12 protein-coding genes and 2 tRNA genes are annotated in these 12,657 nt (G+C 57.0%); 9 read left to right on the top strand and 5 right to left on the bottom strand.

The window, feature by feature from the left end; all coding sequences use genetic code 11:
• Positions 1-447: creatininase family protein (locus AC1D35_RS28705; protein ID WP_477941319.1), on the bottom strand; the 447-nt coding region annotated here is incomplete at its 3' end.
• A 276-nt stretch (positions 448-723) separates the two neighbouring features.
• On the opposite strand from AC1D35_RS28705, the gene AC1D35_RS28700 reads away from it, so the two are divergent.
• Positions 724-1,383, top strand: coding sequence for a peroxiredoxin (locus tag AC1D35_RS28700; protein ID WP_018114238.1), 660 nt, complete (start codon positions 724-726; stop codon positions 1,381-1,383).
• 303 nt (positions 1,384-1,686) lie between these two features.
• Here the strand turns inward: AC1D35_RS28700 and AC1D35_RS28695 are convergent, their stop codons facing one another.
• The gene (locus AC1D35_RS28695) at positions 1,687-1,941 is read right to left on the bottom strand and encodes a hypothetical protein (protein ID WP_113297815.1); all 255 of its coding nucleotides are present in this window, start codon (positions 1,939-1,941) and stop codon (positions 1,687-1,689) included.
• A gap of 430 nt (positions 1,942-2,371) precedes the next feature.
• Positions 2,372-2,446 (bottom strand) — tRNA-Asn (locus tag AC1D35_RS28690).
• Positions 2,447-2,564: 118 nt separating this feature from the next.
• On the opposite strand from AC1D35_RS28690, the gene AC1D35_RS28685 reads away from it, so the two are divergent.
• Positions 2,565-2,858, top strand: a complete 294-nt coding sequence (locus AC1D35_RS28685; protein WP_113297814.1) for a hypothetical protein — start codon at positions 2,565-2,567, stop codon at positions 2,856-2,858.
• Between the two features lie 99 nt (positions 2,859-2,957).
• Here the strand turns inward: AC1D35_RS28685 and AC1D35_RS28680 are convergent, their stop codons facing one another.
• Positions 2,958-3,347, bottom strand: a complete 390-nt coding sequence (locus AC1D35_RS28680) for a KTSC domain-containing protein (protein WP_113297813.1) — start codon at positions 3,345-3,347, stop codon at positions 2,958-2,960.
• A gap of 454 nt (positions 3,348-3,801) precedes the next feature.
• Between AC1D35_RS28680 and AC1D35_RS28675 the strand changes: the two genes are divergently transcribed.
• Positions 3,802-3,875: transfer RNA gene (locus tag AC1D35_RS28675), tRNA-Cys, on the top strand.
• Positions 3,876-3,944: 69 nt separating this feature from the next.
• On the opposite strand, the gene AC1D35_RS28670 is transcribed toward AC1D35_RS28675, so the two are convergent.
• Positions 3,945-4,235: a hypothetical protein gene (locus AC1D35_RS28670; protein ID WP_113311587.1), complete on the bottom strand. Its 291-nt coding sequence runs from the start codon at positions 4,233-4,235 to the stop codon at positions 3,945-3,947.
• A 475-nt stretch (positions 4,236-4,710) separates the two neighbouring features.
• Here AC1D35_RS28670 and AC1D35_RS28665 point away from each other — a divergent pair, with 475 nt between their 5' ends.
• The 6 genes from AC1D35_RS28665 to exoR all read left to right on the top strand — a co-directional run bounded on the left by AC1D35_RS28665 (position 4,711) and on the right by exoR (position 12,647).
• Positions 4,711-5,376, top strand: coding sequence for a protein-L-isoaspartate O-methyltransferase family protein (locus AC1D35_RS28665; RefSeq protein ID WP_477854120.1), 666 nt, complete (start codon positions 4,711-4,713; stop codon positions 5,374-5,376).
• A 231-nt stretch (positions 5,377-5,607) separates the two neighbouring features.
• On the top strand, positions 5,608-6,495 hold the full coding sequence (locus AC1D35_RS28660) for a PopZ family protein (protein ID WP_477941314.1): 888 nt from the start codon (positions 5,608-5,610) through the stop codon (positions 6,493-6,495).
• A 119-nt stretch (positions 6,496-6,614) separates the two neighbouring features.
• Positions 6,615-9,458, top strand: a complete 2,844-nt coding sequence (locus AC1D35_RS28655) for a valine--tRNA ligase (protein WP_477941313.1) — start codon at positions 6,615-6,617, stop codon at positions 9,456-9,458.
• A gap of 389 nt (positions 9,459-9,847) precedes the next feature.
• Positions 9,848-11,128, top strand: a complete 1,281-nt coding sequence (locus AC1D35_RS28650) for an OmpP1/FadL family transporter (RefSeq protein WP_113311590.1) — start codon at positions 9,848-9,850, stop codon at positions 11,126-11,128.
• 47 nt (positions 11,129-11,175) lie between these two features.
• The gene (locus tag AC1D35_RS28645; RefSeq protein WP_477835483.1) at positions 11,176-11,841 is read left to right on the top strand and encodes a hypothetical protein; all 666 of its coding nucleotides are present in this window, start codon (positions 11,176-11,178) and stop codon (positions 11,839-11,841) included.
• Between the two features lie 2 nt (positions 11,842-11,843).
• Positions 11,844-12,647 carry an exopolysaccharide production regulator ExoR gene (gene exoR, locus AC1D35_RS28640; protein WP_113311591.1) on the top strand — a complete coding sequence of 268 codons (804 nt, stop codon included), beginning with the start codon at positions 11,844-11,846 and terminating at the stop codon, positions 12,645-12,647.
• Positions 12,648-12,657 lie beyond the last annotated feature (10 nt).

Below are 12,657 nucleotides of genomic sequence, written 5' to 3'. Positions count from 1 at the left end.
CCACAAGATGGCCGTCGTTTCCACCCAGTGGGGCATCTTGTGGCGTACTCGCAGCTCACGGGCGACGATGCTCATGATATCGACATTGCCGCCATGCGAATTGACGATGACAAGCTTGCGCAGACCGGTTTCCGCCACCTTCGCGCCTATCGCCGTCCAGACGGGGATCAGCAGTTCGGCGCTGAGGGAAAGCGTACCTGGACCATAGACATGCTCGTTGGCCTTGCCGATTTCCTGGGTCGGCAGGACGAGGATATCGAGGTCCTCGGGCCGTTGCCGGCGCAGTTCCGCCAACATGCCGTTGGCGATCGCCACATCGGTGGCGATGGGCAGATGCGGACCGTGTTGCTCAGTCGAAGCGATCGGCAGGATAGCGATGGTCGTGTCGGGGGAAAGCGCGGCAAAATCATAAGTGTTCAGTTCATTCCAGAAGAATGGTGTCGCCATCGCCGCTTCCCTCTTTGTCATTATTCGATAGTGAGTAGGGAATAACGCGGCATGCGAAAAGCATCGATTTGCGCGCACGCCGCTGCCTTTTTGCGCGCATGATGTCGTTAGTCCGATGTCAGGCCATCTTGCACGTTGGAAATAAATATTCCGCCGTCGCCCCTTTCGGGGAAGGCTTTGGTTTGACCACGGTTGGCGCAGGTCTGTAGATAGTCATGGCACGCAGAACTGCCTGCGAGTGTTCAGATTTAACGATCCGCAATTGGAGGGCCGACCATGAGCCTACGTATCAACGATATTGCTCCCGATTTCACCGCCGACACCACCCAGGGGCCCGTTCAGTTCCATGACTGGATCGGCAGCGGCTGGGCCGTTCTCTTCTCGCATCCGAAGAATTTTACGCCGGTCTGCACGACCGAGCTCGGCACCATGGCCGGCCTCGAAGGCGAGTTTAAGAAGCGCGGCGTCAAGATCATCGGCATTTCCGTCGATCCGGTCGAAAGCCACGGCAAGTGGAAGAACGACATCAAGACGGCGACCGGCTTCGATGTCGAATATCCGCTGATCGGCGACAAGGACCTCAAGGTCGCCAAACTCTATGACATGCTGCCTGCCGGTGCCGGCGAAAGCTCCGAGGGGCGCACGCCTGCCGACAACGCCACCGTGCGCTCGGTCTTCGTCATCGGCCCGGATAAGAAGATCAAGCTGATCCTCACCTACCCGATGACGACGGGCCGCAATTTCAACGAGATTCTGCGTGCGATCGACTCCATCCAGCTGACCGCCAAGCACCAGGTCGCAACACCAGCCAACTGGAACCAGGGCGACGACGTAATCATCACCGCCGCCGTCTCCAACGAAGACGCCATCGCCCGCTTCGGCTCCTTCGATACGGTTCTGCCGTACCTCAGAAAGACCAAGCAGCCGTCCGCATGAGTTCACTCCGCCGGCATTACGATTGAATCAAAGACGCTCTGGCCTCCGGGGCGTCTTTGTTTTCTAGCCTATAGCAGAAGCCGTATTGGAGCGGAGCCAGCCTTTTCCTTGCCTATTTGCCGGAGGTGATGCTTGCGAAGGCGAGGCCGGCTGCGAAAAGCGCAAATGTTGCGATAATGATATCTGTTGGCATATGGATCACCGATCCCGCTGAATGCGTTGAGCAGGGTGTCTATCGCGTGCAGATCCCATTTTCGCGTGCCCGGCACCGACGGCCGGTTTCTTGACTGCAAATCGACCAGACTAACGCTTTTTCCGGACATCACTTGGTAAAGCATCAATTAGTTGATGCACTTTTCCGGTGGCGAAAACGATGTCTTCGCGCGCCAGATGGACCGTTATCTCGATCTCTTCCCATCTGCCGCCCTTGTCTTTCGCGAACCTGACGGCGGCCTCCAAAGAGGTGAATTGCACGGCGGGTGCGTTGGCGGTCCAGAACTGCACGCTGCAGTCCGCCGCACTGTAATCTAAAAATGCTTTCTGAGGATCTAGCGCCATGGCACGTGCTTACACCTGCACTGGTTGGTTGGCCAGTGAATGCCTGCCCCAGGTGAGCGAAGTCAAGAAAATCCTAACGCCCCGCCCAGCCTCAGAGAAGGGTTGGGCCGCATCGCCTACATGGGCAGCATCAGTTGACGTATCTGTCGCTTCTCATTGAGAACATCATCTTCGAGGAACAGGAGCCTTAGGTCGGTACGACAAGCCGTTCACTGGCCCAGATTTGCGGCGCGATCTGTCCAGTCGATCATCGGCGCAACGGCAAAACCGGCGCGCTTTAGGAACGACAGCATGGTGAATGGGTTCGAGAGAGGGAGCCAACTACAGGCTCGAACTTATATCCACAGAAACAGAACTGGGAAAAAAATTAGGAGTCGGCCCATTTAAGAACCGACTCCCTCAATACAATCAGCTGCTTAGCTGAAGAAACTGGCTCCCCGGGCCGGATTCGAACCGGCGACCTGTCGATTAACAGTCGAATGCTCTACCGCTGAGCTACCAGGGATCACCGCTTGGCCGCGGCGTGAGCGGGGTAATACAAATGCTTTCCCGATTTGCCAAGCAGTTTTTTCAAAAAAATGAAATCAGCTTGTATTCGTGCCGCTTAAGCCCATCTTTTATAGATGATTAACAGGAAAAATGGGCCGAAAAAGGCCGCAGAAACACGTTTCGGCATTGATCACAAGGATGGCAAGCTGGTTCTCGGCTCGCTGCGGGTACCGATGCCGCGCTCGCGCATTGCACGCATGACGACCGGAACACTGCTCATTTTCGGCGGCATACTGGGCTTTTTGCCTATTCTTGGCTTCTGGATGTTGCCACTCGGCTTCCTCGTGCTGTCCCACGATTTGCCGATCGCACGCAGATGGCGACGACGCGTCGCGGTCTGGTGGCATCGCCGAAAGCGCCCTGCGTAAAGTCTTCAGGGAAGCCGCAAGCTGCCATATCGAGGATGGGCGCCAATAGAAGTCTGCCCGCGGAATCGTATGCCCCGGTCGTGCAGTATGTGTGGTTTGTCACTGCGGAGAGACGACAGGGCCTTCAATAGAGGCTGGAGCGGTTGTTTCTGACCCTGTGATCTCCGAGAGGTGGATTGGCAGCTCGCCATTTTCCTCAAGTGCGGTCGCCGTGATCACGAGTGCGGCGATGAGAATTATCAACAGCTTCACCGCATGGGAACTGAGGTTGGCTTTCTGCCACCAGCCGGCCTGGATACGCGAAGGCTCCAGATAATATTTATAGTAAAATTCCGGATCGCTGGTTTCGATGAGATTGTCGTAAATATGCGGCAGCACCCCGTTATGCCGAATTGAGCGGCCGCCGGCGAATTTGGCATGAAGAACCTGGGTCTCCGGATCGTAGGATACGGCGCGGATCTGTTTGGAATTCAAAGGCACCCAGTTCATTTCTGCTCCTGTCACTCCCACAACAGGATGTAACGACGATGCTGAAAGTCAAGTTAAGAATTTGTTACTAATATTTGAGCGATGTTTCGATGTGTCTAATATAACAGAAGTGATCGCGTTGTCGTCTTCACAGTTGGCGTCTCACCGATCAATATAGGCGATAGGGTAAAGCTTGCTGAATTTAGCCTGTTGCACAATCCAGATGGCCTAAAGGCCTATTCAAGCAGCTGATAGCCTATTTGTTGTTCGGGCGAGCGCGATTTTTCAGCAGAATGGAGCTTTTATCATTGTCCCTGGGAGCGGCGTCTCGGTGCCTACGACGCTGGATTGATCCTTGTTCTCTATACGCCCGATGTGGCCAGAGTTTGAAATTGCGGGAAATGTTTTTGGAAAGCCCTCTTGCGATTTCCTTACGATCATTCTAAACGCTCGCCACGGCTAATACAGCCTGTGAGGCCTCGTGGCGGAGTGGTGACGCAGAGGACTGCAAATCCTTGTACCCCGGTTCAATTCCGGGCGAGGCCTCCAATAACTTTTTCACCGACATAGAAATCCGATCCGCTTCATAAAATGAGGCGCGGTATCGATTCGGCAGTCTTACCAGACTACGGGAACCTGGCTGAAATCGAATTGGGCTGGCTTGATGCCGGTCAGAGAGTAAAGCGCCCGCAATCCGCCGCTGCGCAGGCCCGCCAGATAGCCGGCATCGTCACCAGCCGTCTTGTTCTCTATCCGCACATCAGGGCCGAGCAGTCGCTGCAGCGCCTGCGCTGAGATCCGCGTGAAATTGCAGATGGCGCCGCTTTTGAATTTCACAAGCAGCAGCCTCGCTTCCGGATTGTAGTGAAGCGTTTCGATCTCTGGCGATTGAATGGCGAAGGTTTGCATGCCGCCAACTTAGCGGAAGCCGCGGCTGGCGCAACAATATGGTTGACATAGAGTTAATAACGCAATCGACTGTGCCGGCTTGATCCGATTGGACACCAAAACCTATTTTTCCGGCGCGCCGGGTAGGCGGCCAGGAAACTTTTATACAGGAAGCGCGATCTGTTCAGGTCGCTCTTCCGTCCAGCAGCCCGCAGCAGAATATGCCAACGAGCGCCGCGACGATGAAAAAGTCGAACAGCGTGAAATATTCCAGAACGGCAGACATGGCTTGCTCCTCCTCCTCATTTCCTCCGGTCATATTAGTATCACGGAATCACTGTTTGTTCCACGCAGAAGTTGCAGCTTCCATTTTTTACCTGTTGCATGCGGGGAAGGACCCGCGGGATTCTTCAAGCAGGCGGCCGGCAAGCCTTGAAAGCATTCGTGGCGGAGACTAAGAGACGGAAGACAGAACCGCTTTCATCGGCGAGAGGATATGATGGATTTCGAAGCAGCACGCGTAAAGATGGTCGACAACCAGGTCCGCACGACGGACGTTACCTCGCATTCGGTGCTGACGGCCTTCCTCACCGTCCCGCGCGAAGCGTTCGTGCCGGAAAAGGCGAAGGTGCTGGCCTATATCGATAATGATATCGAAATTGCTCCGGCGGCTGCCGGCAATCCGGGCCGCTTCCTCATGGAGGCATCGCCGCTTGCCAAGCTGCTGCAGCTCGCCGCCATCACCAAGGATGATACCGTTCTCGAAGTTGGCGCCGGCACGGGTTACACCTCCGCGCTGCTGTCGCTGATCGCAGGCTCAGTCGTGGCCCTCGAAGCGGATGAGACCCTGGCTTCTGAAGCCAAGGCGAATCTCGCCAGTTATGCAAATGTGCAGATAGCGACTGGCCCGCTTGAGAAGGGCAATAGCGCCGGTGCTCCTTATGATCTGATCTTTATCAACGGTTCGGTGGAAGAGGTTCCTGCCGCACTTCTCGGCCAGCTGCAGGATGGCGGCCGTCTCGTTGTCGTGCAGGGTTATGGCAATGCTGCCCGCGCCAAGGTCTTTGTCAGCGAGCGCGGCGCTGTTTCCGAAAACGTCTTCTTCAATGCTTCGGTCAAGCCGCTGCCCGGTTTCGCCAAGGCTCGCGAGTTCGTATTTTAAGGCGTTCCTGTCGCCGATTTATTGAGCGGGCGCCATGGGCGCCCGCTTTCGTTTCTGCCGCCCAAAAAGCCTTCACAGACTTCGCTTACACTTGGGTAACAAAACTGTGCATGGCTGCATTTGTTTGATTCGCGCTGATTTTTTTCCCCTTTGGGGTATTCTAAAGTCAAGGTGATTCGGATGCATGCTCCACGCCGTCCGGTCGTTGTTTAAGGGATAACGGGGATAGATATGGCTCAGCCAGGTGTAGTGCGTGAACCGTCCATGGAAGAGATTCTGGCCTCCATTCGCCAGATCATCGAAAGCAATGAGCCTGGCGCCGGAAAGGCGATATCCGCCTCGCTTCCTCCCGTTTACGGTGCGGAAGAAGAAAACGACTCCGAAATCCATCTGACGGTTGACGACACCTACGCCGGTGTTGAGTTTCCGGAACCGCTTGCGTTGCGTCCCGATCCGCGTTTCGTCGCTGCAAATTCTGCCGGCACGGCGCCCGAGCCGGAAATGCCGGCCCGCGCCATGTCGCTTGCCGATGTTGCAGCGCGTGTCCGTGCCGCTTCCGAGCGCAGCGCTGTTCAGGCCGGTCAGGCTCTCCGTKATATGCCCCAGGCGTTCCATGAATCGCAGCCGCAATTCGAGCCACAGCCGGCCTTTGAAGCACCGCGCGTGGCTGCTGCTCCGCGCCCGGTCGAGCCGGCTCCCTTCGTTGCCCCGATTGCGCCCGTCGCCCAATATGCACCAGAGCCTGCGCCGGTCTTTGCCGAGCCACGCCTGCCCGAGATCCCGCAGCCTGCAATCGTCGACGAGGCGCCCGTGCTTTCTTCTGTCGAACAGCGTGTCGAGCCCCCGGTTTTCCAGCCTGCCGAACTTGCGGCTGTGCGCGCAGCGGAAGAAATTCAGCCGGCGCTTCTGTCCCAGAACACCGGCCTGCAGGTTGCTCGCTCCTTCGATGAGCTTGCCGCCGCGATCGATGGCGCCGCTGAGCGCCGCTCGCTAGATGAGATTGCCGAGGACATGCTGCGTCCGATGCTGCGCGAATGGCTTGATGATAATCTGCCGACGCTCGTCGAACGGCTCGTGCGCGAAGAGATCGAACGCGTGGCGCGCGGCCCGCGCCGCTGATCGGAACCGCTTTTTCTGGACAAGAGCCGCTCCGGTCTCCGGGGCGGCTTTTTTATTGACTTGGCCGTAGCCATCCTATTTACAAAACGCCCATCCTCGAACTTCGAATTGGTCAGAAAATGCTCGAAAAGACCTACGATTCCGCCGCCGTCGAACCGAAAATCGCTGCGAAATGGGATGAGGCGGATGCCTTCCGTGCCGGCGCCAATGCGAAGCCGGGTGCGGAGAGCTTCACCATCGTCATCCCGCCGCCGAATGTCACCGGCTCGCTGCACATGGGTCATGCGCTGAACAATACGCTGCAGGACGTCATGGTGCGGTTCGAGCGCATGCGCGGCAAGGATGTCCTCTGGCAGCCGGGCATGGACCATGCCGGCATCGCCACGCAGATGGTCGTCGAGCGCAAGCTGATGGAGCAGCAGCTTCCTGGCCGCCGCGACATGGGCCGCGATGCCTTCATCGAAAAGGTCTGGGAGTGGAAGGGCGAATCGGGCGGCCTGATCTTCAACCAGTTGAAGCGTCTCGGCGCCTCCTGCGACTGGTCGCGTGAGCGCTTCACCATGGACGAGGGCCTCTCGAGGGCCGTTCTCGAGGTTTTCGTCACGCTCTACAAGGAAGGCCTGATTTACAAGGACAAGCGCCTCGTCAATTGGGATCCGAAATTGCTGACGGCGATCTCCGACATGGAAGTCGAGCAGATCGAGCTTAAAGGCAATCTCTGGCATCTGCGCTATCCGCTGGAAGACGGCGTCACCTATCAGTACCCGATCGCTTTTGATGAGGAGGGCAAGCCCACCGAATTCGAAACACGCGATTACCTCGTGGTTGCGACGACGCGGCCGGAGACGATGCTTGGCGATACCGGCGTTGCGGTTAATCCCAAGGACGAGCGCTACAAGTCCATCGTTGGAAAACATGTCATCCTGCCGATTGTTGGCCGCAGGATTCCGATTGTCGCTGATGACTATGCCGATCCGGCAGCCGGCTCGGGTGCGGTCAAGATCACGCCCGCGCACGATTTCAACGATTTTGAAGTCGGCAGGCGTGCCGGCCTGCGCGCCATCAATGTCCTCAACGTCGATGGTTCGGTGACCATCAAAGAAAACGAGGACTTTCTGGAAGGTCTCGATCACCCGGCCGCCTTGCATGGCGCGTGGGACCGGCTGGAAGGCCAGGATCGTTTCGTTGCACGCAAGATCATCGTCGAGGTTTTCGAGGAAGCCGGCCTGCTCGACAAGATCGAGCCGCATAAGCATATGGTTCCGCATGGCGACCGTGGTGGTGTGCCGATCGAGCCGCGTCTGACCGAGCAATGGTGGGTCGATAACAAGACCCTTGCCAAGCCTGCCATAGCCTCCGTTCGCGAAGGCCGGACAAAGTTCGTCCCGAAGAACTGGGAGAACACCTATTTCCAATGGATGGACAATATCCAGCCGTGGTGCATCTCCCGTCAACTCTGGTGGGGTCACCAGATTCCGGCCTGGTATGGCCCTGATGGTCAGGTTTTCGTCGAGAAGACCGAAGAGGAGGCGCTGCAGGCCGCCATCCAGCACTACCTGTCGCATGAAGGGCCGATGAAGGCCTATGTCGAGGACCTGCTTGAGAACTTCAGGCCGGGCGAGATTCTGGTACGTGACGAAGACGTGCTCGACACCTGGTTCTCGTCGGCACTCTGGCCGTTCTCGACACTTGGCTGGCCGGACAAGACACCCGAAGTGGAGCGATATTACCCGACCAGCGTTCTTGTTACCGGTTTCGATATCATCCCGTTCTGGGTTGTTCGCATGATGCAGATGGGCCTGCATTTCATGAAGGACGAGGACGATAACCCGGTCGAGCCGTTCCATACCGTCTATATTCACGCTCTGGTGCGCGACAAGAACGGGCAGAAGATGTCGAAGTCCAAGGGCAACGTCATCGACCCGCTCGAACTGATCGACGAATATGGTGCAGACGCGCTGCGCTTTACCCTGACGATCATGGCCGCGCAGGGTCGCGACGTGAAGCTCGACCCGGCCCGTATCGCCGGCTACCGCAATTTCGGCACCAAGCTCTGGAACGCCACCCGCTTTGCCGAAATGAATGGCGTCAAAAGCGATCCGCATTTCGTACCGGAAGCCGCCGAACTCACCATCAACCGTTGGATCCTCACGGAGCTTGCCCGCGCGGAACGTGACGTTACGGAAGCTCTTGAAGCCTATCGCTTCAACGATGCTTCCGGGGCACTTTATCGTTTCGTCTGGAACCAGTTCTGCGACTGGTATCTCGAACTTCTGAAGCCGGTCTTCAGCGGCGAGGACGAGGGTGCGAAGGCCGAAGCTCAGGCCTGCAGCGCCTATGTTCTGGAAGAGATCTACAAGCTGCTGCATCCCTTCATGCCCTTCATGACCGAAGAGCTGTGGGCGCATACGGCTGGTGAGGGCCAGGAACGTGACGGATTGCTCTGCCATGCCGATTGGCCGTCGCCGTCTTACGCCGACAATGCCGCGGCCGATGAGATCAACTGGTTGATCGACCTCGTTTCGGGCATCCGCTCTGTCCGCTCGGAAATGAATGTGCCGCCGGCGGCAACCGCGCCGCTTGTCGTCGTTGGTGCCAACAGCCTGACGCGCGAACGGCTGTTCCGTCACGACGCAGCCATCAAGCGCCTGGCACGTGTCGAAGCCATTTCGCTGGCGGAAGCTGCGCCGAAGGGTGCCGCTCAGATCATCGTCGCAGAAGCGACCGCCTGTCTGCCGCTTGGCAATCTGATCGATCTGGCGGCGGAAAAGAGCCGCCTCGAAAAGGCGATTGCGAAGGCCGAGGGCGAAGTCGTGCGCATCGAYGGCAAGCTGTCGAATGAGAAGTTCGTCGCCAATGCCAACCCGGAAGTGGTGGAGGCCGAGCGCGAGCGTCATGCAGAGCTGACGAGCCAGATTGAAAGCCTGAGGACTGCTTTGGCGCGAGTTAGCGAAGCGGGATAATCGCGGATAGCGAGTATAATATTCCTGAAGGCGCGTTCCCCGGAGCGCGCCTTTTGCGTTCAAAAATATGATGATTCGAAAGAGCTAGGGCCGTTTTGGCCTTTCGGCCTGTGGATATAACCCGTTTGGGGGATGCTGAACGCGAAAATCGCTACTGTTGTCACTTTGATACAGCTTCTACCTGTAGTGGAATGAGAATCTAATAGGCCCCTAAAAATCGACAGATAGAAGAATAGAATTTTATCTATCCAATTTTTTGACGTGCCCGTCAATTAGTTACGTAAATTAGTCATAACGCAACTTCGCGTCGCAGCGGAGCGTCTCGTTGCGATTTGTTAAGTTCACTAGCACAGTGTGATTACATCAATTGCTTGAGTGGGGGAGACACAATGGCAGCGCGTATGTTTTCCAGGGGCGTAACATCGCTCATTATCCTTTCGGCGCTCGCTTCACCGTCCTTTGCGGGTGGTCTGGAGCGCGGCGGCTATAATATCGATCAGTTGTTCGATACCTCGCCCTTCTCGTTTCAATCAGGCATTATATATGTCACGCCCCAGCGCAAGCTGAAGAACGCGCGCGACACGGATACCTCGGTATCTCCAGGGGGTGGCAATCTGAACAACCGTTCGAGCACCGCCGACGATACCGCAAATTACACCGTTCCTTATATTGGCTTCAAGGCCGGTTTCGGCGATGCGATCGACTGCCTTGTCGACTATTCCGAGCCATTTGGCGGGCATTCCAATCCCGGTCTGAACTGGGCTGGCGCCAATAACAATATCGAGACGGAGATCAATACCCGCAACTATGGTGGCACCTGCTCCTATCGTTTCGATGTCGGCCCCGGCCAGCTTCGTGTCATCGGCGGTGCCTTCTATCAGGAAGTCGACGGCTTCAAGGAGCGTCTGGTTTCGACGGTTCCGCTTCTGCTCGGCACGGGCAATGGCATCGGTCGCCTCGATCTTGAAGACAATGGCTGGGGCTGGCGCGCCGGTCTTGCCTATGAGATCCCGGAATATGCGATGCGCGCGAGCCTCGTCTACAACAGCCGCGTAAAGTACGACAACCTGACGGGTACGGTGGATCTCACGCAGGTTACTGCACCCTTTGCGCCGCTGAATGCCGCTCCCTATGGAAGGGTGACGCCCGTCTTCGGTTCCGCCGAAGCGCCGGATTCGCTCGAACTGAAATTGCAGAGCGGTATCGCTCCGGATTGGCTCGCTTTCGGTTCGGTCAAGTGGACGAACTGGAGCGTCCTTCAGTCTGTGCCTTTCTGCCCGACATCGACGAAGGGCCTGGTCGCCTGCACCTCCGGAGGGAGGACGGAACTGACCTCGCTCGACCTTCTCTATCGTGATGGCTGGACCATCACCGGTGGTGTCGGCCACAAATTCAATGATCAATGGGCAGGCGCTGTCAGCCTGACATGGGACCGCGGCACTAGCCAGGGCTATGGCTCTCAGACCGATAGCTGGACGCTTGGCGTCGGTGCTGCCTTCACGCCGACAGAACATATCGAGTGGCGCGTCGCCGGTGCCGTTGGCGTCCTGACGAGTGGTTCGTCTGGCGTCGTGACACAGAATGGCGTCACGTTTGGAGATGATGTCTCCTATTCCTTTGGCAACGATCTGGTTGCTGCACTATCGACCAGCATAAAGGTCAAGTTTTAATTCCCTGATTTGAAGAATTGACTAGCCCGGCACTGCCGGGCTCTTCTTTGTTTGACGCCATTAATCATTCCATCTTCTCGTCTCGTTTTGTGACGATTCAGCAACACTTTTTTACAACGGTTCGCGTATGGTGTCGGTGGGGCGAATTTGTCCATTTCCCGCCACAAAGAGAGCGCAGCGCTATTAGCGGGCGAGGAAATGACAAGCGTAGGGTGTGCGTAAGCAGTAGCATGGGTCGAATTTTTTCCGCTAATGCCAGACATCGCGATAGCGCGGGCGAGAAGCCAGCGGCAGCAGCTGTTTTGCTTTCCGCCAAAGGCATTTCCGGCCGGAAACACGCCCCTTCGTCAGTGTTGCAGATTCACGTCTTTCCATCATTTTCAGTCCTCCGGCATGAAGCTTCGTTCTTCAGGGAAGGGTGCGATACCGGTTTGGTCACATTTGCTGTTTACGAAGACGATAAAGGCGGACGGGTGGAGACTTGGATCGCAAAGGGAGTACCGCAGGCATCACATGCGGACCATGCCGGAAGGCGGATGGTTCACAAGGATGTGCTGGTTTTGAAAGAGGGGCATGGGGCTGGAAGCGACGCGGGTAAAGGGGCCTTGGAGCCCGCCGTGGGATCGCTCGCCTGGAAGGAATGCATCCCACGCGGGCAGAACGGCGAAAAAGGCCGCCGCCAGGCGTCTGTGATGAACGAAAGAAACCGGTAGAGATGGTAACGTCCGAGTTCAGATTGTTCAAATTCACGCTGCTTAGCATGTCGATGGCCGTTTCTCTGGCCATGGCCTGTCCGGTGCTGGCATTCGACATAAAGACGGGCGTCACGAAAGAATCGGGGCCTTTCGATCTCTTCAAATTCGGTTTCAAGGCGTACAAGAACGGTCAGAAGGAAGAGGCGGTCGAAGCCTATAAATATGCCGCCGAAAAGGGCCACACCGGTTCGCGCTGGGCGCTCGCCAACATGTATGCCGACGGCGACGGCGTGGCGCAGGATGATTTCGAAGCCTTCAAGATCTATAGCGAGATCGCACAGCAGGGCGTGGAGCCTGGTTCGGAGGATACCGGCTTCTTCATCAATGCTCTGCTGTCGCTTGCCAGCTATTACAAGCACGGCATTGCCGGCAGCCCGGTGAAGATCGATCTCAATCAGTCCCGCCAGCTCTATTTCCAGGTTGCTTCTACCTTCGGTGTTCCCGAAGCGCAGTTCCAGCTTGCGCAGATGATGCTGGCAGGCGAGGGCGGCAGCGCCAATATCAATCAGGCCAAGAAATGGCTCAATCAGGCCCGCAAGAGCGGCCACCCCGGCGCCATGTCGGTCTTCGGTAACATCCTTTTCGATGAAGGCCAGTCCGCCCGCGGCCTGGCGTTGATGACGGCGGCTCTCGACCGCTGCAAACCGAAGGATTGCAGCTGGATGCAATCGTTGCAGGAAGATGCCTTCTCCATCGCCAGCGAAGCAGATCGGCGCGCGGCCGTATCCCTGTCGCACACGATTGCGACCGGTTCGGATGACTGAGCTTTAAAGC

Source organism: Rhizobium sp. P1_E6 (genome assembly GCF_056405875.1).
This window is presented reverse-complemented; position numbering and strand designations above follow the sequence as displayed.

What these genes read in the sequence shown, in the direction of transcription:
- AC1D35_RS28700 (WP_018114238.1), top strand. Translation starts at nt 724, where the DNA reads ATGAGCCTACGTATCAACGATATTGCTCCCGATTTCACCGCCGACACC.
- AC1D35_RS28695 (WP_113297815.1), bottom strand. Translation starts at nt 1,941, where the DNA reads ATGGCGCTAGATCCTCAGAAAGCATTTTTAGATTACAGTGCGGCGGAC.
- AC1D35_RS28685 (WP_113297814.1), top strand. Translation starts at nt 2,565, where the DNA reads ATGATTAACAGGAAAAATGGGCCGAAAAAGGCCGCAGAAACACGTTTC.
- AC1D35_RS28680 (WP_113297813.1), bottom strand. Translation starts at nt 3,347, where the DNA reads ATGAACTGGGTGCCTTTGAATTCCAAACAGATCCGCGCCGTATCCTAC.
- AC1D35_RS28670 (WP_113311587.1), bottom strand. Translation starts at nt 4,235, where the DNA reads ATGCAAACCTTCGCCATTCAATCGCCAGAGATCGAAACGCTTCACTAC.
- AC1D35_RS28665 (WP_477854120.1), top strand. Translation starts at nt 4,711, where the DNA reads ATGATGGATTTCGAAGCAGCACGCGTAAAGATGGTCGACAACCAGGTC.
- AC1D35_RS28650 (WP_113311590.1), top strand. Translation starts at nt 9,848, where the DNA reads ATGGCAGCGCGTATGTTTTCCAGGGGCGTAACATCGCTCATTATCCTT.
- exoR (WP_113311591.1), top strand. Translation starts at nt 11,844, where the DNA reads ATGGTAACGTCCGAGTTCAGATTGTTCAAATTCACGCTGCTTAGCATG.